Origin of the sequence: Paraburkholderia sp. GAS334 (assembly GCF_050436625.1) — a bacterium.
GTDB lineage: Bacteria > Pseudomonadota > Gammaproteobacteria > Burkholderiales > Burkholderiaceae > Paraburkholderia.
In genome coordinates, this window is the sequence record NZ_JBNDMO010000028.1 from 36,959 (window position 1) to 60,514 (window position 23,556).

The window sequence follows — 23,556 nt, forward strand, 5'->3', positions numbered from 1 at the left end:
GGGCCGGCGTCGATACGGTGGTGACTAATGTGGTCACTACGCGGTCACCAATGCGGGGTCAGCCCGGTCGCGTTCGTCCGGTAAAAGCGTGGTCAGCACATCCACCGTGCGCGCCGTCGCGCCCCGATGACGTGCGGCAAACGCCGACGCCGCGCCGCCCATCGCGATACGTCGCGAACGGTCTTCGAAGAGTTCGCGCAACACCCGCGCGAGATCGGCCGGATCCTGCACCTGCACCGCCGCGCCGGCGGCGACCGCGTCCGCGGTCGCCTGCGTGAAATTGAACACGTGTGGCCCGATCAGCACGGGCACACCGACCGCGCAGGCTTCGATCAGATTCTGTCCGCCAAGCGGCAACAGACTGCCGCCGATAAACGCCAGATCGGACGCGGCATAGTAAGCGCCCAGTTCGCCCATTGAATCGCCGAGCAGCACGGTGACGTCGCCGGGCAACGCCGGAATGGTCTGCGCTGAACCCACGGGGCTCGCCGCCGCACCTGCCGGCGCCCACTTCGATCGACGCTCGCAACGCAGGCCCGTTTTCTCCGCCAGCGCAGCCACTTCATCGAAGCGCTGCGGATGACGCGGCACCAGAACCAGCAGCGCATCTTCGACGCCGAGCGCCGCGAACGCCTGCAGCACCAGCGCCTCTTCGCCCTCGCGCGTGCTCGCCGCGACCCACACCGGGCGCGTGCCGATTGCCGCACGCCATGCATGTCCGCGAGCCGCGAGTTCGGGCGGCGTCGCCATATCGAACTTGAGGTTGCCCAGCACGGCGACGTTGCGCGCACCGAGCGCCGTCAAACGTTCAGCGTCCGAAGGACTTTGCGCCAGCACGCGTGCAAAGCCGCCGAACACCTCGCGCGTCGCCTTGCCGAACTTCGCCGCGCGTTTGAATGAACGCGCCGACATCCGTGCATTGGTGAGCACGAGCGGTACATCGGCGCGACGGCATTCGTCGATCAGCGTCGGCCACACTTCAGTTTCCATCACGACGCCGATCGATGGCCGCCATGCGCGCAGGAAGCGTCGCACGGCATGCGGCATGTCGTACGGCAGATAGCTGCGCAGCACCCGGTCGCCGAAAATCTGCTCGCCGGTCGCGCGACCGCTCGGCGTCATGTGCGTGAGGAGAATGCGTGCGTCAGGACGCGCGTTGAGCAGCGCTTCGATCAGCGGCTGCGCGGCGCGTGTCTCGCCCACCGATACCGCGTGCACCCAGATCAACGGTGCATCGTCATCGGGACGGCGTCCACGCGTGCGGCCGAAGCGTTCGCCGATATGCTCGCGATAACCGTGCTCGCGACGCGAGCGGATCAGGAGCCGCAAGACCGCCAGCGGCGCGACGATCCACCAGAGCGCGTTATAGATGACTCTCAGCATCCCGCCTCCATGCGGACGGGAGCGCAGAGGCGGACGCCGAGGCAATCGCCAGGGCGAGCGCCGACGCGAACGTAGCGGAGCAAACCCGGGAGAAAAACCGGGCGAAACACCGGGCGCGACGCGCGAAGAGCCGCGCTCAAACCAGCGCCCTGCCCTTCAGGCGCTCGAGGATGCCAAGCGGCGCGCACTCCGGCTGCGCCATCGCCTTGACCGGCAGGAAGAATGTCTGCTCGAGCATGAACTGGCCGGACATCACAGCGTGCGACGTCTGATCCGAAAAACACACCCACACGCTGCCCGGCGGAAACGGCATCGTTTCCTGCGGACTGGCCTTCTGATAGTCGAGGTCGGCTTTCATGCCGTCGTGCAGGTTCAGCATCAGATGGTCGTACTCGCTACGCGGCGATTTGGTGACGTGCAGCAGATGCTGCAGCCAGGCGGAACCGGGCATCTGCGGCTTGATCTTTGGCAGGAAGCGCTTCGCCATATCCTCGAACGGTTCGCCGACGCGCCACACGCGCGGCGCGCCATGCGGATTCACGTTCGTGAAGACGCGCAGGATCCGTTCGCCATAGTTGGGCCGCGACGGGAAGGCGTCGACGTGCAGACGGCTGTCGTCCTTGCGCCACGACGTCTGGCGCGTTTCCACCCGATGCAGACGCAGACTGGTCGGCGCGACGCGCAGCTTGCCGTCGTATTCGGGGAAAAGCCCATCGACGAGCGAGCGCGCATTCGACTGATACCGCGCGATCAGCGCACGCACCGCCGATTGCGCCACCGCATCGCCGAGCACGCCGTGCAACGCGCCGCCGTTCGGTTCGAGGCTGATGTTCTTGCGCTTCGGATCGGCGATCGCCGGGTCAAGCAGCGCCTGCTCGCCGCCTTCGATCGCAAAGCGCAGGTTCGGGAAATACAGCACCTTGCCGCGCTCGACACCTGCGAGCAGCGTCTCGCGCGGAACGGACAGGTTGAGTCCCTGCCAGTCGGCAGATGCGACTTCGATGATCTGGGATTCGTTCATGGTCGCCCTTTTGAAGCGGGTGGTGCGTAGCGTGTTCGTGGCGCGGCGGTTTGGCCGCAACCGGGTAGCCGTCAGGGAATACGTTTCGTGCCAGTCCCCAACGCAACCCGCACCGCAACCTCAAAGCAGTCCGAAACCGGCCAGCGCGGATTTCACCTGCTGGAGCGTCGGCGGCTGGCCGGCCGTGCCGAGATTGACGACGTTCGGCGACCAGTAGCCGCCAGTACGCCACGCGGTGGCGAAATTGTACAACTCGACCGTCGGCCGTTTCAGCGCCGCCGCGATGTGAACTAGACCTGTGTCAACGCCGACCGTCGCCGCTGCGCCGTCGATCAGCCCAACCACCGCCGGCAGCGACAACCTCGGCGGCACGATGGCCGCCGCGCCGAATTCGCGTGCGAGCCGCTCGCTCGTCTCGCGCTCGGCGTCGCTGCCCCACGGCAGCACGATCGACGCGCCACGCCGCACCAGCGACTGGCCGAGCTCGATCCACGCCGTATCGGGCCACTGCTTGTCGGTGCGTGAGGTGGCATGCACGAACACCACATACGGCACCGGCAGGTTCAGCCCGAGCGCCGAGAGCGCCAGTGCCGCGCGCCGCGTGTCGAGGCCGAAGTCGATGTCGTCGGTGGGTTGCGGCGCGGGTTCGCCGAGCGCGCCCGCCACCAGCTGGCGCGTGCGTTCGACAACGTGCGTGCGCGGCGGGATCGGCACACGCTGGTCGTAGAAAAAGCGCACCGGCCATTCGAAGCCGGCGCCGTCGGTGCGGTTCGCGAGGCCGACGAGCGGCCCACGCGCCCAGCTGGCGACCCACGCGGTCTTGATGAGCCCCTGGCAGTCGATCACCAGATCGTATTTTTCGGCGGCGAGCGCGCGGCGGAATGCGCCGATCTCGCGCCAGTTATCGAGCGAAAACAGACGCTTGCGCCAGCGGCGCAGCGAAAACGGAATCGCGCGGCGCACGCCGTCGACGAGCTGCACCAGCTCAATAAAGCTTTCTTCGACGAGCCAGTCGATCTGCGCATCGGGATACCGGCGACGGATATCGGCAATCACCGGCATGTTGTGGACGACGTCGCCGAGCGACGACACCCGCACGATCAGGATCTTTTGTACGCTCAAGTGATAAATACCGGCAAAGCGGCTCGAAGATGCGTGAATGGGACCGCAATTCTATCGCGACCGGCGCCGATTCCGGGATAAGTCTCTGCCGTGCGTCGAGGCCGGACAGCGAGGCCGTACGTCGAGGCCGAACGGCTGGAGCAAACGTCCGGGCACGTTGCCACGCAAACGCGGGCAGAACACATAAAAACGCGGCGCAATGGCTCCCGCCACGCGCCGCGTCCGACGGCGGTGTCATCGCGGGAGGGGTGCAACCCGCCCGCCATGCCGCCCGTCTGACCGTTAGAACGGCAATTTTGCGTCCGGCTTCTCCGCGAGGATCACGCGGCGGAAATCTTCCTGAATCCGCTTGAGCGCCGCGTCGTTATCTGCTTCGAAGCGCATCACGACGACCGGCGTCGTATTCGACGAGCGCGCGAGGCCAAAACCGTCCGGATACTCGACGCGCAGGCCGTCGATCTTCACGACATCGTCCGCGCCGGTGAACTGCGCGCTTTGCTGCAGGCGGCCGATCAGTTCGAAGTTCTCGCCTTCTTCGAGCTTCAGCTGCAGTTCCGGCGTGGAATGCGAATTCGGCAGGCTGTTCAGCAGCTTGCTCGGATCCTTCACGCGCGAGAGGATTTCCAGCAGACGTGCGCCGGTGTACAGGCCGTCGTCGAAACCGTACCAGCGGTCCTTGAAGAACACGTGGCCGCTCATTTCACCCGCGAGCGGCGCGCCGGTTTCACGCAGCTTCGCCTTCACGAGCGAGTGACCCGTCTTCCACATCAGCGGCTCGCCGCCCTTCTCGCGCACCCACTTTGCGAGATTGCGCGTGCACTTCACGTCATAGATGATCTGCGCGCCCTTGTTGCGGGACAGCACTTCTTCGGCGAACAGCATCAGCTGACGGTCCGGATAGATGATCTGGCCGTCTTTGGTCACGACACCCAGGCGGTCGCCGTCGCCATCGAACGCAAAGCCGATTTCGGCGTCGGTTTCCTTCAGCGCGCGGATCACGTCCTGCAGGTTTTCCGGGTGTGCCGGGTCCGGGTGGTGGTTCGGGAAGTTGCCGTCGATCTCCGTGAACAGCTCCACGAGGTCGCAGCCGAGCTTCCTGAACAGCTTCGGCGCGAGACCGCCCGCCACGCCGTTGCCCGTATCGACGACGATCTTCAGCGGGCGCGTCAGCTTGATGTCGCTCGCGATGCGTTCGAGGTAAGCATCCTCGATATCGTAATCGGCATACGTACCGCTGCCCTCGGAGAAGTTGTCGTCGACGATGCGCTGATGCAGCGCCAGGATCTGCTCGCCATAGATGGCCGCGCCGCGCAGGACCATCTTGAAGCCGTTGTAGTCCGGCGGATTGTGGCTGCCAGTCACGACGATGCACGAATCGACGCGACGCTCGCCGCCCGCGAGCTTCAGCGGCACGCTGGCCGCGAAGTAGCCGACGGGCGTCGGCACCATGCCGACGTTCACGACATCGACGCCGGCCGCACGCAGGCCGTCCGACAGTGCTGCGATGAGATCCGGGCCCGACAGACGTCCGTCACGCGCGACCACGACGGCATCGCCGCCCTGCGCACGCACTTCGCTGCCGAACGCGCGACCGATCGAACGGGCTGCGTCGGTGTCCAGCGTCTTGCCGATCACACCGCGAATGTCATAGGCCTTGAAAATCGATTTGGAGATCATGGATTGGCTCACTTGCGTGCAATGGAGAAATTTGACTGGCGTTCTGCGTCATCACTGTGACTTCCATGATGACCGCATGGCGCCCTTGCCGGAAGCGGTCCGGTTCCAACTTATAATTGCGGTTTTTCAGATACGCCTTCTGGCGCCATTCTAATGCTTAGACGCGTCTTCCTCATAAAGTTGCCACGGCGTGCGACGAGGCGGGCATGCGCTCACGTATCCAGTCGTCCTTCCATCGGGGCAGGCACGACGCGTGCTGAAGGGCGAATCCAGTCGCGCACCCCGGCACTCGCGGGCCGCGGATGCTGACGCTCAGGCGCTTCGCCAGTCCGGATGTCACGAAAGCAGTCGCCAACATCGTCTGGCTGGGGCTGGAGCGGCTCACGCAGATTGCCGTTGCGATCGCGATCAGCGGCGTGCTGGCGCGTTATTTCGGCCCGGACACGTTCGGCAAATGGCAGTACGCCAATACGCTGCTGCTGGTGCTGTCTCCCATCACCTGGGTGTGCGGCGCGGAAATTCTCGTGCCGACCATCGTCCATCGTTCATCTGAACAGCTCGGCACGGTGCTCGGCAGCGCGTTTGTGCTGCGACTGTCGGTTTCAGCGGTTGCCCTGCTCCTGACGTGGGCCGGGATCGCGGCGGGGCTGACCGATCCGCTCGTCGGCGCGATGCTCGCGGGGCTGGCCGTCACGATGCTGTTTCGCGAGCCGTTCGTCGGCGTGATCAATGCGTGGCTGCAAAGCATGACGTACAGCAAGCCACAGCTGCTCACCAGCATGACGACGGCCCTCTTCAAGGCCGCGCTCGTCTGGCTGCTGGTGCGCGCGGCGGCCGCGCCGTCGGGATTCGGCTGGCTGTGGGCGCTGGAATCGGCGGCGATCGGCGGCGTGCTGCTGGTGTATTACATGCGCCGGCATGGCGGCAAGCTCGGCTGGCATCTCGACCGCTCGCTTTTCCGTCATTTCGCGACCGCGGGCACGGTGTTCTGGCTCGGGCTCATCTGCATGTATCTGTTTCTCAAGCTCGACCGGCTGATGCTCGAACGCACGATCTCGTTTGCCGATCTTGGGCGCTATTCCGCTGCGCAGCAGTTGAACGAGAACTGGATCACGCTCGCGCTGATGCTCGCGCAAACGCTCGCGCCCGCCTTTGTCTACCGTGTGCAGGACGCCGTGCGTCTGCGGCGCAACATGTGGCGGCTGATGGCGATGACCGCGCTGCTGATGGTGGGCGGCGCGCTGGTGCTGGATCTGCTGGCCGGGTTCATCATCAGCCGTGTGTTCGGGCCGTCGTATGAAGGCGCGATCGGGATTTTCCGCTGGGCTGTCTGGCTCTCCGTGCCGGCAGGCATCGAGGCGATCGGCAACCTCGTCGTGCTGAAATATCAGGCGAAATTCGTCTTGCTGTCGAAGTGGCTGCTGGCGCTTGCGGTGGCTTTCGCCGTCAATCTGCTGATGATTCCGCGTCTGGGCGCATATGGTCCGCTCGTCGGGCTGGCGGCCGGTTATCTGGCCGCTGCGGCCGTCAATCTTTACTACATCCGTTTCAAGCTGCGTCCATGAGTTCATCTGTGCCGTTATCCGCGAACCCGACTGGTGGCGCGCCTCGCGTGGGCGCGCTCAGTGACGTCGCGATCCTGATGCCCGCTTACAACGGCCAGGCCGATGTGGACCGCACGCTTGCGTCGTTCAGCGAAGACGCGCCGATCTACGCCCTGATCGTCGACGACGGCAGCACGCCGCCGATCGTCGCGCCCGCGATTGCGAACATGTCGATCGAAGTGCTGCGCATGCCGAGGAACGGCGGCATCGAGCGCGCCTTGCAAACGGGCATCGATGCGCTCGCCGAGCGCGGCTTCCGCTACGCCGCGCGCATCGACGCGGGCGATCGCACGGTGCCGAAGCGGCTCGCGAAACAGCGCGCATATCTCGAAGCGCACCTGCAGAGCGCAGGCCTCGGCATGTGGGCGCAGGTCGTCACGCGCGACGGCACGCCGGTTTTCATGCTGAGCCCGCCCGCTGATCCGCAGGCGATCCGCCGCATCCGCTTCTTTCGTGGCTGCTTCGTGCATCCTTCGATGATGCTGCGTATCGACGCCGTGCGCGCCGTCGGCAACTATCGCGCGGCATATCGTTCCGCGGAAGATCTCGATCTGTTCCTGCGCCTGATGGAACGCTACGACTGCGCGAATCTCGCCGAACTGGGCCTGTATTACGAACTCAACGAAGGCGGCATCAGCGCGACGAAACGCCGTCAGCAGATCAGCTCGACGCTGAAGCTGCAACTGCATTACTTCAACCCAGCCAATCTCTACGACTGGCTCGGGCTCGCTAAAAACCTGCTGCATTTCGTCGTGCCCTATAGCGCGTTGCAACGGATCAAGCGCACGCTGTTCGCCTCGCGGGCAGCAGGTTGAGCCTCATCTGGCAGTTACCCGCAGTTACCCGCAGTTACTCTCTTTACGAAATTCGAATGAAGTCTTCTGGAACGTCGGTTAGCATTCTGCGCATCAGTCTTGTCTGTAATACGGCGTGGGCGATCTATACGTATCGTCAGGGGCTGATCCGCATGCTCGTCAGCAAGGGCGTCGATGTGACCGTGATCGCGCCACGCGATCGCACATTCGACCTGCTGACGGAAATGGGCTGCCGCTGCATCGATCTGCCGGTCGCTTCAAAAGGCACGAGCCCCCGCGACGATCTGCGTACGTTCTGGGCGCTGTATCGGCTCTACCGGACAATCCGTCCGGACGTTGTGTTCCACTACACGATCAAACCGAATATCTATGGCTCGATTGCGGCGAAACTGGCGGGCGTGGCATCGGTCGCGGTGACGACCGGTCTCGGCTACGTTTTCATCCAGCAGAGCCGCGCGGCGCAGGTCGCCAAAAAACTGTACCGTTTTGCTTTCCGCTTCCCGCGCGAGATCTGGTTCCTGAATCATGACGATGAAGCCGCCTTTGTCGACCAGAAGCTGCTGGTGTATCCGGAGCGTGCCCGGTTGCTGCACGGCGAAGGCGTCGATCTCGACCAGTTCGCGTTCGCGCCGCTGGTGGAGCGGGAGCGGTTCACCTTCGTGCTGATCGGCCGTCTGCTGTGGGACAAGGGCGTGGGCGAGTATGTCGAAGCGGCGCGCCGGCTGCGTGCACGTTATCCGCATGCGCGCTTCCTGCTGCTCGGGCCGGTTGGCGTCGACAACCCGAGCGCGATTACGCGCGATGAGGTCGACGCGTGGCAGCGCGAAGGCGTGATCGAGTACGCGGGCGAGGCGCACGACGTGCGGCCTTTTATTGTCGATGCTGACTGCGTAGTTTTGCCGTCGTATCGTGAAGGTGTGCCGCGCACGCTGATGGAAGCATCGGCGATGGGCCGGCCGATCGTCGCAACGGATGTGCCGGGTTGCCGCGAAGTGGTCGCCGACGGCGTGAATGGATGGCTGTGCGAGGTGAAGAGCGCAGATAGTCTTGCTGCGAAGCTCGCGCAGATGCTCGACATGAGCGGCGATGAACGCCGCGCGATGGGCGAACGCGGCCGAAAGAAAGTCGCGTCGGAATTCGACGAGAAGGTTGTCGTCGAACGATATAAAGACCTGCTGCACACCTTGACGGGCGTTTCACTTTAACGGAGTAAAGCATGTCTGCAACAAACGCGAAGGGCACGATCCTGGTGACAGGCGGAGCAGGTTTTATCGGCTCCCACACGTGCGTCGAATTGTTGAACGGCGGCTATGACGTGGTGGTCATCGACAACCTCGTGAACAGCAACCCCGAGTCGCTCAAACGTGTCGAGCAGATCACCGGCAGGAAGCTCGCGTTCTACGAAGCCGACGCGCGCGATGAAGCGGCGTTGAAGGGCATTTTCGACGCGCATCCGGTCACTGGAGCGATCCACTTTGCGGCGCTCAAGGCGGTGGGCGAATCGGTGGCGAAACCGATCCAGTATTACCGCAACAACGTCGACAGTCTGCTTGTGCTGCTCGATGTGATGCGCGAGCGCGACGTGAAGCAGTTCGTGTTCAGTTCGTCGGCGACTGTTTATGGCGTGCCGGAAAGCTCGCCGATCGACGAATCGTTTCCGCTTTCCGCGACGAATCCGTACGGACAGTCGAAGCTCATTGCCGAGCAGGTGATGCGCGATATTGAAGTTTCGGATCCGTCGTGGAAATTCGCAATCCTAAGGTATTTTAATCCTGTTGGCTCACATGTGAGTGGCCTGATTGGGGAAGACCCCTCTGGCGTGCCCAATAATCTGATGCCATATGTCGCACAGGTTGCCGTAGGCAAGCTCGAGAAGCTCCGCGTATTTGGAGGCGATTACGACACTCCTGATGGCACGGGCGTGCGCGATTACATTCACGTGGTCGATCTTGCGCGCGGGCATCTTGCGGCACTCGATGCGCTCGTCAATCTCGACTCGGGGTTTGTTGTGAACCTTGGCACGGGCCAGGGGTATAGCGTGCTGGATGTCGTGCGCGCATTTGAAAAGGCGTCGGGCAAGCCGGTGCCTTATGAAATCGTCGCGCGCCGCCCCGGGGATATTGCACAATGCTTCGCCAATCCCACTGCGGCAGAAAAGCTTCTCGGATGGCGCGCGCAGTTCGGCATCGAGCGCATGTGCGCGGATCATTGGCGCTGGCAGTCGATGAACCCCAACGGGTTCGACGCAGCATAGTCTTTTGCGCGCCGCGATCTGCACTCGCCGGGCGAACGGACGCGATCGTCGTGCGTACAGCGTGCGCGATCGTCCGCTACTGTTTCATCTTGCCCGTTGCGTTGTCGCCCGACGCGCCTTGCGGCGACATCGCGTTTTCGCGTTGTTGCATCAGCGTGCCGCTGGCCGGGTGGGTGCTGCCCGCCTCCGCCGCACGGCTCATGCTCTGGCCTTCCTTACCCGGCTGCATGCCCTGGCCCGCTTGCTGGTCGGCGGGTTGCGGCTTACCGCTGTTGGTCTGGGCAAACGCACCGGCGCTCGCCAGTAGGGTAAAAGCGCACATTGCCATCGCTATCCGTTTCATGATCGTCTCCAGCTCGGGCATCGCCTGGGCGCTGCCCCGAAACCTTACGAATAGCATTCGTCGTGCCTGCGGCGATGCATGAAACGGGCCGCCATCGATGATTGCTTGCACTGCGCCCCCCCGACGTATGCGAAGCCAGACGATCTTGCGAGGCCGGATACCCGCACCGCGCCGAGGTGATTCGCGGGTACCCGAGGTGGCCAGGCTGGATCAAGTTCTATCGCCCGCGTGCAATCCATCCGGAACTTTTTGAGCCGCTGCATGATACCGGGCCGCTCCGTGGACCGCGCATGGTGAGGATCTGACCTTGATGGCGTGGGTCGGGAAAGTGCGGTGGTTTTTGTATGCGCACCAGTCCTGTTGGGGCACAAGTCCGCAGCCCTACTGGACAGGATCCATCCGGAATGCAAAATAATCTGATGCTATGTGCCGCTCGGGTTGCCGTGCGCAAACCCGAGGAGCTCCGCGTTTTTGGAGGCGACTACGACACGCTGGATGGGACAGGCGTACGCGATTACATTCACGCGATCGATCTCAACCGCGGGCGTCTTGTGGCGCTCGATGCGTTCGTCAAACTTGATGCGAGTTTTGTCGTGAATCGTTGTACCGGCCAGGGATGGGGCGTGCTCGATATGGTGCGTTCATTTGAGAAAGCATCGGGTAAGTCCGTACCCTATGAAATGTTGGCGCGCAGGCCTGCGCGATATCCTACAATGCTTCGGTGGTTCGATCGCAGCAGAAAAGCGGCCTGGATGGCACGCCCAGTTTGGGATCGAGCGCATGTGCGAGGATCACTGGCGATGGCAGGCGACGAATCCAAAGCGGCTTGCGTGGCGCATCGGCACGTCCGTGTCTCAATCCTTTCTGCCTGATCAGATCCCGGCGGACGCGCTCTCCTCCCGGTCACTACATCGTGCGCATCGCACGCCCCTGAACCGGTTGAGCACGGCGCCTTTGCATGGCCCTGCTTCACACCGTCGCACTTCTACACGTCGACGTCGTACGTGCGTGTCCGGATCATCAAATCATCCCGCCCTCTCTGAGCGGCGGCGTTTTCAGCGAAGCGCGCTTACGCGTGCCCCCGATTCATGCTATCCAGAACCCAAGGGCTTTCATTTGCAAATTCTGAAGTTGCCCATAAGACGGATATCCGATTGCAAACCCTCCGGCCGTGTTGGCAATGAGGAGGTTGTGGCGAACGGCATGGCAAAAGCCGCCCTGAATTTATCGTGCTTCAGGTCCTGCGATCAGTGCAAAAGCGGTGGCGTCCCGGCCTTCTGACCCATGCACGCGTCATCATCTTGTAGATGCAGTACACATCCAGGCAGAATCCCAACAAGCCACCCTCTCTAACGAAAGCACCGGGCCAGGTGCCTTTTTCCTGTTGTTCCAGCACACACCTGCATCCATCGAGCAACAGCGTTGACACGACCTGCCGAAGGCCAAGAACCGCGCTTCCCGCCTGGACCATGACCGTAAAGTCAATGCGGCCCGGCCGAGCCCAGCCCAGCCAAGATGCGCACGGCAAAGCTTCCCGGGCAAGGACCTGCAGGGCAACCCGAGGGATAACAAACAGCAGACCGTGCTGATTAAATGATGCAAACGGGCGAAAACAGGCGGCAGATACACTCGCGGCGACAACGGCCGATCGAGTTCGCCGTGAGTCGTGATTGCCGGTCTGTTGGGATCGCGCCGCATCCATTGCAGTCATCCCCTCAGGGCGACGCTTGCGTCGCCCTGAGTTTCGTGCTTCAATGAGGGCCAGTAGCAGAGTATCCGCTTTTCAAACGCCGTATGCCGGCAACAAGTAGTCAAGAATTCTCCGATCGAGAATTCCCCGATATAGTCGGGCATCAATAGCAATTTGCAGTTGCACTGCAGGGATTCGTGGCCTGCGTGCCGATCCTGAAGGTATGCGTCTGTCGTCGCATGCCATCTGTGACCCGCTTCCACGGAGGTATCTGGAAGACGGCCACAGAAAGGATCGCAACGGTCTGTTACGCGCCGCTTGCGGCGCCGTGCATCCTTCTGCCACTCTAATCAAAACCCCAGCGTCCATTGCATCCGCGTTCCCGCGGATACGCAATGGTAGCGCTCGGTCACCCCTGCCGAATCTGGCATTCAGCAAGCCCCAGGCGCCGTGTCGCGCGCGCCCCGGTCGCCTGCCATTGCAAACCAATGGCATCAGCGCACCAACGCGGGCTATCAATCTTCCAAAGCTAGCAGACCGACGTTCTATCCAGCGCCCATTTCGCGCGGGATCCCCAAGCTCAACGTCAATATCGGCGCACCTCCCGATCAACAGCAACGCCCTTACGGGCAACAGCAATGCCCTCAAGGCACGTGCGTCAGGCTACTGCGGCTCTCCACCGAGCCTGACACGCGATCAATGGCCCCGGCCTTCGAAATCGTGCCTGGCAATCGCCAGGCGTGGAGCCGCATCTGGCCGTTGCGCGACCATCCGCTCGCGCCGGCGCTAACCTCGAGGGATTGATATGGGCGACCGACACATGCTGGACAACGAAGCAAGGATCTTGATTAGCAGCATCGCAGGCAGTTTCATGGTCCAGGAAAGCTGGAGCCGGGCCTGGCGGCTGTACCTTGGCTATCTGCAACTGCGGGGCTTGCTGCCTGAGCAAATGAAGGACACGCCCCTTCACACGCTTGGACCGTTTGTGCAGTTCTGCATTCGGAACGAGATTGGCGCTGCCACCATTGCCAACGTGCTGGCGGCAATTCGCGCCTGCCTGCGCCAAGCTGGCGTCGACCCCGCCACAATCCCATCGAACCGAAAACTCGCTGTCCCACGTCGAGATCGGGCACGCACACCGCGCCCCTAAGGGTGTTTGGCAATCGGTGCTTGGCAATCGACGGGTATTAAGCCGCGTCTGGCCGGCGCGAACTTCGGTTCGTGCCGGCGCTAACCGGGGGGGGGTGAGATGGGCAAACGACAAAGATTCGAACACGAAGTCAGCGAGTTGAGCAAAAGGGCGGGAGGTAGCTATGAAAACCAGAAAAATCGGCGTCTTCTCTGGCGGCTCTACCTTCGTTATCTCCAACTGAATGACTTGCTTCCCGAGCGTGTAAAGGACACGCCCCTTCATACGCTCGAACCATTCGTGCAGTACTGTCTTTTGAACCTGAAAAAGCCTGGTGACATTGCCAACAGACTGGCGGCGATTCGCGTCTGCCTGCGTCACGCCGGCGTCAATCCAGCCACGATTCCAACAAACCGGGATCTTGCCGTGCCGCGCCGAAACCGGTCAGGCACAAGGCGCCCTTACACGGACGAGGAATTTCACATGCTTCTCGCACGTTGCCAGAAAATTGATCAAGGCCTCTATCACATCGTCTGGCTATGCCGCCTCCTCGGCCTGCGCCTGAAGGAGGCACTTGAATGCAATGAAACCTTGCAGGAATGGCGCGAGGCCCTACGCAATGGCGAGGTTTCTTTACCCATCAGGCGCGGGGCGAAGAACAAGCGGTTCCGGCGTGTAGAAATCCTGATGGCACGACGCGCCGAGACATTGCAGGCGGTCGAGGCCGCATGCGCTTTCTGCGACGCGAACGGCGGCGAGCTCATTGGTAGCAGGCATAACAACCTTAAGGGCGCGGTCAACCGACTGAAGCCATGGTTGCGGCGAGCCGGCATGACGGGCGAGCTGTCCTTGCACGCGCTCCGGTATACCTACGCCTGTGACAAGGCTAACGAAATACGCGACGCGGGAATCGAGGAGCTTGAAGCGCTTGTTACTTTAAGCGAACTCCTTGGCCACGGACCCACGCGCGCCCGCTGGATCTTCCGCGTGTATCTCAAATCAGTGGCACACAGGTTCCCGTCCCTCCAGCCGAAGGCGAGAACCAGGAGCGCCCAGGCATCCGCGCGAAAAGCTCGATCAGCGGAAGACGCGACTCCCGATACCTGTTTTGCGGCTTAAGGTGGTAGCGATGGCGAGGCAGCCAGCCCAGCTTGTAGCGCCAGACATTAAGGCACACTCACGTAAATCAGGTGAACCGCAAAGCCGACAGTATTCGCTCAGTCATGGCGACATTTCGCCATGACTGAGCGATTTCCGGCCTGCAGCTTAAGCTGTCCCTCGAAGAAAGCTTCACTTGACGCTAACGAAGTTGGTGAGACAGGCGGTGACCAGACACTAGGGGTCGCGCGGTCAGCTATCGTTGATGAGGAACTGGATATTGATTGCACAAGCCCATGACTGGTCTGATGTGACTATCAGGAGGGGTTTGAACTCCGCGCAGCCATGCAGACATCAATCTCCTTGACTCGATTTTCGGATGGGAATGCAGCACCACGGCTTAGGCGTGCACGCAGGAAGCGTCGGTAACGGGATAAAACCCGTTAAAACTTGGACCACCAATGCTACCCGCTATGGCCGCTATTTTTATTAACACGCAGTCCGAACCTTAAGCAACGGGTCCTCATTTACCCGTTGCAATCCATGTTCGTCTTACGCTAGAATTCCCTTAGCCGAGTTGTTTCGGCATCGACATGATGACATGTGGGGCATCCCCACTATCAATTGATCAAGACAACGCAGAATTCAATCCTGACGAGATCTTGGGTTGGCGTCCGCCAGTGAGACAGCTGTGAAACGTCCTGCCACACCGGAGCAAAACCAGCATCGACCACGGTTTGGCGATTCTGGACAAGGTCCAGGTGCGTCTACAGCTTCTATAGCTCGCCCCCTGACGACCTGAAAATACAGCACAAACTCGCGATCGATCTTCATGCGGTCTGCACGTCAGGCGTTCGCCCGATACAGCAGCATCCCTAAAGAGAACAGCATCGCGCGCCTATTCGTTGCCAGCAATCTCCCGTTTTGCGCCAAAGCGCTGACTTCATAAAGTCTTTTTGACGACTCCTTCCGTCATCAGGCCAGCCATCCCACTCCTCAGCAATTAATCCGCGCCCCGGAAGCCCCGCTTTCGATCGTCGTGGAGAAGTCGCGCGCTTTCGCGCCCTCGAAAATCCGAACGTCCCTCGTAGCACCGTTCTCCCTTTTTCGCCTGTTGCCACACCGACCTGGCTTCACTACTCACAGGAGCACCAGCATGACCCATAGCATCGTTGTTCATTTTCGTACCAATGCAGCGCCCATCCAGACCTGCGTCGCGCAATTCATTCATGCGAAGACCGGCGGCCTGCTCGTAAGCACCGGACAATCGCGGAAACGCGAGACGTCCTCGGCTTCGAGCATCAGCCACCTTGCGTCACAACACCTTGAAGACGCCTACGGCGCACTCCTGAGTTCGCCACGCGGCGGAGTCATCGATATTGAGCAGATGGCCGCGGAGGCGATGATCAAATTCCTTCGGGAACATTGGGGCACCCTGAGGGAAATTGCGGCGATCGTTATGACGATCACCCCAGAGAATGAGTCGCAGGTGACGGCGCTCCATCTTGTCGAGGCGCTCGAAGAAGCCGGCATGGAGAAGTCACAGCTACGCGTGGTGTACGCAGACGTCCCGTGCGATGCCCGATTGGAGGTCGCATTTCCTCACGTGACGCAGCATTTGAACGCCGCGGAGTTTTTGAACTGCACGAAGGACGCCGTTCTGTTCACATCGCGTGCGCTCGAGAGCGCGCTCCAGCATCAGGTACCGATCGGCGCTGTAATTACCGGCGCAGCGAATTTCGAGACCGAACTGGAAGAAGCCCGAGACGCCGAAATGAGCGAGAAAACGCTGCGCACACTCGCGAAAAAGGTCCTTGCGCAGCGCATGGTACTGGGCATCCGCACTGACATCGATCGGCTGTTCGACGCACTCAGGCTGCCCTGCGCCGCTCAGGTATGGGCGCAGGAGGCTCGTGGCACCCCCTCGACGCAAACACCGAACTCATCGCCCGCCGTCGCAGACCGGGACACGATCAGCTCACACCCCACAACGGGCTAACGCACACCCTCGTCTGCGACGTTACCCAAATCGTGCCGGCGGCTGACTTCCAGGGAATCCGTCGGCGTATCTGACCCATTGCTGAAAAGGTAGATCATGGAGATTTTGCGCCTCCCCTATGACATCAACGAAAATGTCGCTGTTGCAGTTTCGTCAGTTGCTTGCCATCTTGATGCGGAAATGGCTCTAGACGCACTGTCAACCGAATACGACCGGGCGATCCAGACAGACCCTGAGCCTCATGTCGTGGAATTGCACGCGGACAATGTGGAATTTCCAATTCTTCACAACTGGAAAACCCGTGTACCAGAAGCGAATTACGAGCTCGGTCGCGGCCGCGTGATGTGGCACCTTGAGAATGAGGACTACATCGCATTTGGCATGCTCGAATTCTGGTATCCGGAGGCAATCCGGCTCTGCGGGGTACGCGTCGAAATAATTCCCAAGATCCTGTTCAGGCATCCTGAACTACTTACTGGCACAAAGGACCAGGAGTCGCTCGGCTCAATTCTTTTAAGGAAATTTGGCAAGCTGGCAGAGGGTTTTCCGACTCAACATAGCGCCTTTGGGTTTCACCCTGGATCCGTGCCTCTGAGCGCAATCAGCTTCTTCATGGGAGGAATCGACGACATCGACGCAGGTGCAATAGTCGCCTTTACCGATCATGTTTTCGCCGACGGATGCGGCGAAGCGGCTATGCGCGCGGCGACTGAAGAGGCATGTCGAGTTCGAGGTATCCACCTGTAGCGGGCGTTTTCGGACCCCGTCGAGCGACGTTTCGATAAGTGCAGGGCTGGCCGTGTGTGGGATGAAGCGAATGAGCGTCTTCGGTCGATCATTCGCTTCTGTTGGCCGGGCGTTGTGCTCGCGTCGCCGATTCCGGCACGGCACCAGTAGTCGGCCCCAACGCGTCTCTCGGTAGATCGGGAAGCCGCCGTCGCTCCATCTCGCTCTTGTGCTGGGGGGCCTCAGGATGACGGGAGAATTCACGCAAAGCCTCGACCGGAATCGGAGCATCAACAAAACCCGTGACGCCAGGTGGCGTCACGGGCGCCAAAACTTCCGGGCCATTCGTTGCGGCAAACTTTTTTATGAGGACCGCTCCTGAGCCACGATCACTTATTCGTTATCCTTGAGGAACCGTCTGCGAACAAGCGCGCTACGTTACCAAACCGGCCGGCATCATGCTGACCCCGCCGGTCGTCTCCAACGTTCCTGCGGTTGCTGGGCATGTTGCCGACTATGCGCTGACTTCCAGGTTCGGGCGATGCGGTCAATAACTGGCCGCGACCAACTTTCAGATCCGACGACGGACAGGACAGGTCGTCGTTTCGACTTGACTATCAATCAAATGGCTTGAGCACACGCCCCTCTGTCGCTGAGAAATCGGCCACGTTCCGCGTCACTACCTCCAGAACATCAATCAGAGCTGGCGTCACAGCGATTCTGTTCGCCGCCCTTTGGGCATGCTGATGAGGGCCTCTTCCTGGCGCCGCGGAGGGTGCAGACGAGGTCTTGCCGATGCTCTGTCTCAGCGCTTCCCCCGTGTGCGCCGCCTGGAGCTAAAGTCGGAAGTGGTGTACGGGGGGATTGAGGCGGGAGATTGATGGCGGTGGAGGTTTCAGCTGAGAATCTGATTGTCGAAGTCGGAAACCAGCAAACAACAAACCATCCACCATGAGCAAGTTTACGGAAAAAGAAATCATCGGTCTATCGGAAGGCGGTCTGGGGCTGGACGAACTGGTCCGGCACGGAGCCCGGCAGGTGATCCAGCAGGCGATCGAAGCAGAGCTGTTGGCGCTGCTGGAGCGGTTCGAGAACGTCAAGACCTTGCAGGGACAGCATGCCGTGGTGCGCAATGGCTATCTGCCGGAGCGCGAGGTGCTGACGGCGGCCGGCCCATTGCGGTGAAGGTACCCAAGGTTCGCGATCGATCAGGATCAGGTGTGAAGTTCAATTCCTCGATTGTGCCGCCGTATGTGAGGAAGTCGCCGCGCGTAAGTGCCGCGCTGCCGTGGCTGTATCTGAAGAGCATTTCGACGGGCGATATGAGCGAAGCGCTGGGCGTGCTGCTGGGCGAGGACGCCAACGGGTTGTCGGCGAACGTGGTAAGTCGCCTGAAGGCACAATGGGCCGATGAGCATGCCAGTTGGAGCCGGCGTGACCTGTCGGAATCGCGCTACGTGTATTGGTGGGTCGACGGCATTCATACCGGCCTGCGTAGTGAGAACTCGGACGGCCAGTGCCTCCTGGTGATCATCGGCGTGAGGCCGGATGGGCGCAAGGAGCGTGTGGCAATCGGCGACGGGTATCGCGAGTCGAAGGCGTCATGGCAGGAGCTGCTGCTCGATCTGAAATCGCGTGGCTTGCAGGGTGGTCCGCTGCTGGCAGTCGGCGACGGCGCAATGGGCTTCTGGGCTGCGCTGGAAGAAGTGTTTCCGGCGACACGTGGCCAGTGCTGCTGGTTTCATTATGCCCACCTCCCGATTATGCCGGTGTGCCGCCGCGATGCGGCGGCGCCAGCGGTGAACGTGGCGTACGCATCGGCATAATCCCGGTCATATGAGCGATGCTTCCTTTTCCACAACTGGGAGAAGGAGACAACTCATGTCAGATCCATCTCGCGTCCGTATAACCGGACCGCTCGCCGCGTTCGCAGCCGGCTTCGCCGCGGAGTTGAGCGCACAAGGTTACCGACCCAACGCCGCTGCGAATCAACTGCAGCTTCTTGCGCATCTGAGCCGGTGGCTTGCTTCCAGGCGACAGGACGCAACGACGCTCACCGCTTCGGTCCTGGACGAATTCCTGAATGCACGGCGCGCGCAGGGCTACACGTTGTGGCTATCATCCAAGGCGCTGACGCCGCTGGTCAGCTACCTCAGTAACGTTGGGATCGCGGTGGCGAGCGCGCACGCGGTGTTAAGTCCCAGCGAAGCACTGCTCGAGCGCTACCGCAAATACCTCCTCGATGTGCGCGGGCCTGTCGCGACCAGCGCTCGCGGATATGTCGACGTGGCTCGTGCTTTTGCCGTGACCAGAGTCGTCGATGGCGAACTCGATTGGAAGTACTTGCGACCGGAGCACCTGATCCAATTTGTGCTCTCTGCTAGCCGCGGTCGCTCAACCGGCTCAGCGAAGCTAACAGTAACGGCGCTGCGCTCTTTGCTCATCTATTTGCATATCGAAGGGTTTATCGCGCAGCCGCTTGACACAGCAGTTCCCTCGGTCGCCGGCTGGCGCCTTGCGGGGTTGCCGCGCGCACTGGTGACGCGCGACGTGCAACGCTTGCTGGCGGCTTGCGATCGGCGCACCCACCACGGCCAACGCGATTTCGCTATGCTAATGCTGCTTGCGCGTCTGGGCTTGCGTGCCGGAGAGGTGCGTATGCTTAATCTTGACGATATCGACTGGCGCGCGGGTGAACTCGTGGTGAGAGGCAAAGGTCAGCGCATCGAACGCCTTCCTTTGCCTGCGGATGTCGGCCAGGCATTGGCAGCGTATCTGCGACGTGGCCGCCCCGATACCGCACAGGGCTGTACCGTGTTCGTGCGTACACGCGCTCCTCACCGTGCGCTCTCATGCGGAGGTGTCACAGAAGCGGTGGCCGCCGAGGCTTCACGCGCGGGCCTCCCTCACATGAGCGCCCATCGACTGCGTCACACACTTGCAACCCAGATGGTTCGCTCGGGTGTTGCACTTCCCGAGGTCGCCCAGGTGTTGCGCCATCGGCGCCTGATGACCACGTCAATCTACGCGAAGGTCGACCGGGAGGAGTCCTGTCGCAACTGGCCAGCATTCACGGTGCGCCCCGCTACCTGCGTTCGGACAACGGCCCGGAATTCGGGTCGCATGCCATCCTGAAGTGGGCTGCCGAAAACAGTATGGAAATGGCGCTTAGCGATCCGGGCAAGCCATGGCAGAACGGCGCAGACGAGAGTTTCAACGGCAAATTCCGTGACGGATGTCTGAGCCTTGAGTGGTTCCGCAGCCGCGCGGAGGCAAAGGTAGTGATCGAACAGTGGCGGCGCCACTACAATTCGATCCGGCCACATTCAAGTCTGGCGTACCTGACGCCCGACGAGTTCAAGCAGCAGTATTGTTCAACTGAAGCAACCGAGGCCGTTCTCCAAGATTGAAATGGCCCGAAGAAATCAGGCAGGTCACAGCCGCGGCGCCATCGCCAAAACTTTGCACGCGCAAAACTGGGACCAGCAAGATTTATACCTTATTATTAAATTATGAGGTATAAATTGACAGATTTCAATTTATACCTTACTATGAAATTTAAAGGTATAAATTGACCCGCTCATGGTGAACTTTCACAACGACGCGTTGCAGACGCTGTATTCGTCCGTCACTGAACGAGCCGGCGCGCAGACGCACATTCCGTTGCACTCTCCTGGCTCTGCTGCCCAGAAGACGATCGACGGGAAAACATACATCTACTGGCGGATATATCTGGCGTCAGGCAAACACAAGGAAACGTCATTGGGTCGTGCGGGTGAACCTTCCACTGACGCCGCGCTCGACGCGAAATTGCTGGAGAGCGGAGAGATGCGCGCGATTGCTGCCGAGGTTCAGCTCTTGCGGAAGGCCGGCTTCGCCGCCGCGGACAACTCGTCGGCGCTCACCATCGCCACGCTGTTTAACGCCGGCATTTTCGGCCATGGTGGTGTACTCGTCGGTTCCCACGCCTTCGGCGCGCTTCTGAACAGCTTGGGCGTTCGCCTGCCAGCGAACTACAGGACTGAGGATATCGATATCGGCAGCGCTGGATCTATTTCAGTCGCCATCCCGGAAAATCGTACTTTCCTCGACATTCTGCGTGACAGCGGAATCCCCTTTCTCGAGGTGCCTGATCTGGACTCCCGAAAGCCCGCAACTTCGTTCAAGGCTCGCGGCCAGCCACTGAAAGTCGACCTGCTCGTGCCGGGTACCGATGCATACGAGACGAAATCGCTGCCCCAGTTACGCGCGCACGCCACGGGACTTCCGTACTTCAGGTACCTGGTTTCCAACCCGACGCGCGGGTTCATCCTCGGCAAGGAGCATGTCGTTCCGGTTCTGCTGCCCGACCCCGCACGGTTCGCACTTCACAAATTGATTGTCAGCACGCTCCGCGACCCGTTACGTGCCCTCAAGGCGGATAAAGACCGTCGCCAGGCAACCGTGCTGATTGACGCCCTGATGGAAAGATTCCCAGACTGGTTACAAACCGCAGCCAGCGAGCTCGAGGAAGGCGCGCGTCCTAAGGTTGCCAAGGCCGCGGCGCTGGCTTTGAGGCTAGATTCAGGCCTGTCTGAGCGTGCCCGCGATTTTCTTGCCGATCTGGATGACCAGTAACAGCATGCTCGCGATATGCGAAGAGCCCCTCGCCAGTTCCATTTCGCATTCTTTCAGAAACGGTCAATACCCCGCCTCGTGAACGAGAGAGCCTGCATGGATTTCTCTGAATGGACTGTGACAAAGGGCGCGGGCGAAAGTGCTTCGCACACGGGACGGTCTCGTTTGCAGGCCGTGGCGACAGCACAGTGCGGTTCATCACTGTTTCTGTATCGACGCGCGAGCAGCCTGCAACGCGTGCGCCGGCGTTTGGCCGGTGAGATGGCGGTGGCGGCACAGCCGGCGACTCCCATTGGTGCATCAGCGGCAGCGACCTTGCGCATGCCGTTCCACAGCGTTCCGAAACAGCTTCGGCGGATTGACTTGCCCCCTGCGGAGTTGCACGCGCCTGATAAGCGTCCATGTACGGCCTCCAGGGGAGACGGTACCCGATACCAGGGTTTTCTCTTGAACGCGGTTGTGCTCCAACGCGACCAGGGCATTCGGCGCCGCTCGCACACGCTGTGCATCGCCACACCGCGCAACATGCGATTGACATTCGCGCGCTCTACCCTAGAATCGTATTTTGCTGCGTCGCAACAGCGCTTCCAACTCTGCGACTCGCCGTTCGTGATTGCGTTCGACGGTCTCCCGGACATTCGCCACTTCACCCTACGGAGATAGTGATGAGCACTCTTGCCCCAGAACAATTGGTCGCCACGCAGAAGGCCGGTTTTGAAACGACGTTTGGTCTCTTGACCAAAGCGCTCGTAGGCACCGAAAAGCTGGTCGAGCTGAATGCGCAAGCGGTCAAATCGACTCTTGCCGAAAGTCAGGAAATCCTGGCCAAGGCGTTTGCGACCAAAGACCCACAGGAGTTGTTCGCGCTGCAGGCGAGCCAGATGCAACCGGCCGCAGAAAAGGTGCAATCGTACTGGCGACATGTGTACGAAATCATTTCCAGCACTCAGGCCGAATTCGCGTCGACCGCTGAAGCACAGTTCAAACAGCAACAGCACGACGCACAAACGTTCGTCGACAGCCTCGCAAAGAACGCGCCGGCGGGAAGTGAAGCGGTCTTGTCCGCATGGAAGTCCGCTCTCGCGACCGCCAGCGAGGCCGCCAGCTCGGCGTATCGCGCTGCCCAGGAGGCAACAAAACAGGTGGTCGACATCGCAGAAAACAATGTCAACGCTGCGTCTGCCTCCTCGACCAGGTCGACCAAACGAGCAATCGAACAGGTCGAAGCGGTCGAGAAGAAATAAGGTCATTGACGTCGCCATTACCAAAAGATGTTCAAAGCGAGCGCTGCTCGCTTTTTTGTTTGCGAGTTCTTTTTGGGCGACAACCAGTGCGCCCCTGACAGTGTCACGGAGCAGCCGGTTATGAAGGTTGGAGGACCGCTGTAAGCAGTCCGTCGAAGCGGGTCAACCTCAAAGTACATGACCGTGCTCTCGAACAAAAGCGGGGGGTTCTCATCCCATCCCGACGCGGTCAATCAACTACGTCGCTCCGGATCGCCTGAAACCAGGACGTCGAATGCTTCGCGCGCGTCTCTCAGTTCCTGCATGGCGGCGGCGAATCTGGCGAGTACGAGTGTAGACGGTTGCTGACTTCCTTCCTCGCCGAAGTGAACCTCGAGCGCTGTCGATGCCGCGTATACCTCTCGCGCGGCGCCGACGACCCGTTCAAGCGCCAACGCCTCAAATGACGGTGTCTTTTCCTTTGTCATCGTTCTTACCCTTCGCGCAAATAGTTGGCGCGCACGTATAGCGGTAGACAACGGAAGTATGCTTCGGTTCGAGTATGCAACGCCGAGAGTGCCCCTGCGTGCAGTCGACCACGTGTGGAATAGCGGTGACTATTGAGCGGTTTTCAGCACGCTTTGCCGCGCAGCTTGGAACATGCGCCGAGCGCACGGATGCGTGCGATAGCGGCCGCCCTGGCGGCGAAGACTGCTCTGCGCAGCGTCGTAAATACGGGGGTGGGGGGGGGGGGGGGGGGGGGGGGGGTGGGGGGGGGGGGGGGGGGCGCCCCCCCCCCCCCGGGCGCCAGAGAAGCAACGCCCCAAACCCACCCCCCAACAAAAAAAAAAAAAA

Annotated in this window: 17 protein-coding genes and 3 pseudogenes; 14 read left to right on the forward strand and 6 right to left on the reverse strand. The window is 61.1% G+C overall.

What is annotated here, in order from left to right:
• Positions 1-36: 36 nt before the first annotated feature.
• From waaA to P3T21_RS31960, 4 genes are all read right to left on the reverse strand, one after another.
• Positions 37-1,383, reverse strand: coding sequence for a lipid IV(A) 3-deoxy-D-manno-octulosonic acid transferase (gene waaA / locus P3T21_RS31945; protein ID WP_429259940.1), 1,347 nt, complete (start codon positions 1,381-1,383; stop codon positions 37-39).
• Positions 1,384-1,519: 136 nt separating this feature from the next.
• Positions 1,520-2,404 carry a Kdo hydroxylase family protein gene (locus P3T21_RS31950; RefSeq protein WP_429259941.1) on the reverse strand — a complete coding sequence of 295 codons (885 nt, stop codon included), beginning with the start codon at positions 2,402-2,404 and terminating at the stop codon, positions 1,520-1,522.
• A gap of 120 nt (positions 2,405-2,524) precedes the next feature.
• Positions 2,525-3,526 carry a lipopolysaccharide heptosyltransferase I gene (gene waaC / locus P3T21_RS31955; protein ID WP_429259942.1) on the reverse strand — a complete coding sequence of 334 codons (1,002 nt, stop codon included), beginning with the start codon at positions 3,524-3,526 and terminating at the stop codon, positions 2,525-2,527.
• Between the two features lie 282 nt (positions 3,527-3,808).
• Entirely contained in the window at positions 3,809-5,203 is a 1,395-nt protein-coding gene (locus P3T21_RS31960; protein WP_429259943.1) for a phosphomannomutase/phosphoglucomutase, read from the reverse strand.
• A 302-nt stretch (positions 5,204-5,505) separates the two neighbouring features.
• Here P3T21_RS31960 and P3T21_RS31965 point away from each other — a divergent pair, with 302 nt between their 5' ends.
• Genes P3T21_RS31965 through galE form a run of 4 tightly spaced genes read left to right on the forward strand, consistent with a single transcriptional unit; the run spans position 5,506 to position 9,876 of the window.
• The gene (locus tag P3T21_RS31965) at positions 5,506-6,768 is read left to right on the forward strand and encodes an oligosaccharide flippase family protein (RefSeq protein WP_429259944.1); all 1,263 of its coding nucleotides are present in this window, start codon (positions 5,506-5,508) and stop codon (positions 6,766-6,768) included.
• Positions 6,765-7,622, forward strand: coding sequence for a glycosyltransferase (locus P3T21_RS31970; protein WP_429259945.1), 858 nt, complete (start codon positions 6,765-6,767; stop codon positions 7,620-7,622). The genes P3T21_RS31965 and P3T21_RS31970 overlap by 4 nt, the downstream gene beginning before the upstream one ends.
• Positions 7,623-7,678: 56 nt before the next feature.
• A complete protein-coding gene (locus P3T21_RS31975) occupies positions 7,679-8,827 on the forward strand; it encodes a glycosyltransferase family 4 protein (protein WP_429259946.1) in 1,149 nt (382 codons plus the stop codon).
• Between the two features lie 11 nt (positions 8,828-8,838).
• On the forward strand, positions 8,839-9,876 hold the full coding sequence (gene galE, locus P3T21_RS31980) for a UDP-glucose 4-epimerase GalE (protein ID WP_429259947.1): 1,038 nt from the start codon (positions 8,839-8,841) through the stop codon (positions 9,874-9,876).
• Positions 9,877-9,952: 76 nt separating this feature from the next.
• On the opposite strand, the gene P3T21_RS31985 is transcribed toward galE, so the two are convergent.
• Positions 9,953-10,219, reverse strand: a complete 267-nt coding sequence (locus P3T21_RS31985) for a hypothetical protein (protein ID WP_429259948.1) — start codon at positions 10,217-10,219, stop codon at positions 9,953-9,955.
• 353 nt (positions 10,220-10,572) lie between these two features.
• On the opposite strand from P3T21_RS31985, the pseudogene P3T21_RS31990 reads away from it, so the two are divergent.
• From P3T21_RS31990 to phaP, 10 genes and pseudogenes are all read left to right on the forward strand, one after another.
• Positions 10,573-11,041: pseudogene (locus P3T21_RS31990) on the forward strand (GDP-mannose 4,6-dehydratase); the annotation flags it as partial.
• A 1,688-nt stretch (positions 11,042-12,729) separates the two neighbouring features.
• Positions 12,730-13,059, forward strand: a complete 330-nt coding sequence (locus tag P3T21_RS31995; protein ID WP_429259949.1) for a hypothetical protein — start codon at positions 12,730-12,732, stop codon at positions 13,057-13,059.
• A gap of 99 nt (positions 13,060-13,158) precedes the next feature.
• A complete protein-coding gene (locus P3T21_RS32000; RefSeq protein ID WP_429259950.1) occupies positions 13,159-14,157 on the forward strand; it encodes an integrase domain-containing protein in 999 nt (332 codons plus the stop codon).
• 1,018 nt (positions 14,158-15,175) lie between these two features.
• A complete protein-coding gene (locus P3T21_RS32005; protein ID WP_429259951.1) occupies positions 15,176-16,135 on the forward strand; it encodes a hypothetical protein in 960 nt (319 codons plus the stop codon).
• Between the two features lie 96 nt (positions 16,136-16,231).
• Positions 16,232-16,882, forward strand: coding sequence for a hypothetical protein (locus P3T21_RS32010; protein WP_429259952.1), 651 nt, complete (start codon positions 16,232-16,234; stop codon positions 16,880-16,882).
• A 930-nt stretch (positions 16,883-17,812) separates the two neighbouring features.
• Positions 17,813-18,606 (forward strand): annotated as a pseudogene (locus P3T21_RS32015) (IS256 family transposase); the annotation flags it as partial.
• Positions 18,607-18,697: 91 nt separating this feature from the next.
• Positions 18,698-19,996 (forward strand): tyrosine-type recombinase/integrase, encoded by a 1,299-nt coding sequence (locus tag P3T21_RS32020; RefSeq protein WP_429259953.1) that lies wholly within the window; start codon positions 18,698-18,700, stop codon positions 19,994-19,996.
• Positions 19,882-20,271, forward strand: a pseudogene (locus P3T21_RS32025) (integrase core domain-containing protein); the annotation flags it as partial. The gene P3T21_RS32020 and the pseudogene P3T21_RS32025, both read left to right, overlap by 115 nt.
• Before the next feature lie 172 nt (positions 20,272-20,443).
• Positions 20,444-21,478, forward strand: coding sequence for a GSU2403 family nucleotidyltransferase fold protein (locus tag P3T21_RS32030; RefSeq protein WP_429259954.1), 1,035 nt, complete (start codon positions 20,444-20,446; stop codon positions 21,476-21,478).
• 665 nt (positions 21,479-22,143) lie between these two features.
• Positions 22,144-22,722, forward strand: a complete 579-nt coding sequence (gene phaP, locus P3T21_RS32035) for a TIGR01841 family phasin (RefSeq protein ID WP_429259961.1) — start codon at positions 22,144-22,146, stop codon at positions 22,720-22,722.
• A 233-nt stretch (positions 22,723-22,955) separates the two neighbouring features.
• On the opposite strand, the gene P3T21_RS32040 is transcribed toward phaP, so the two are convergent.
• Positions 22,956-23,189: a hypothetical protein gene (locus tag P3T21_RS32040; protein WP_429259955.1), complete on the reverse strand. Its 234-nt coding sequence runs from the start codon at positions 23,187-23,189 to the stop codon at positions 22,956-22,958.
• Between the last annotated feature and the right edge of the window lie 367 nt (positions 23,190-23,556).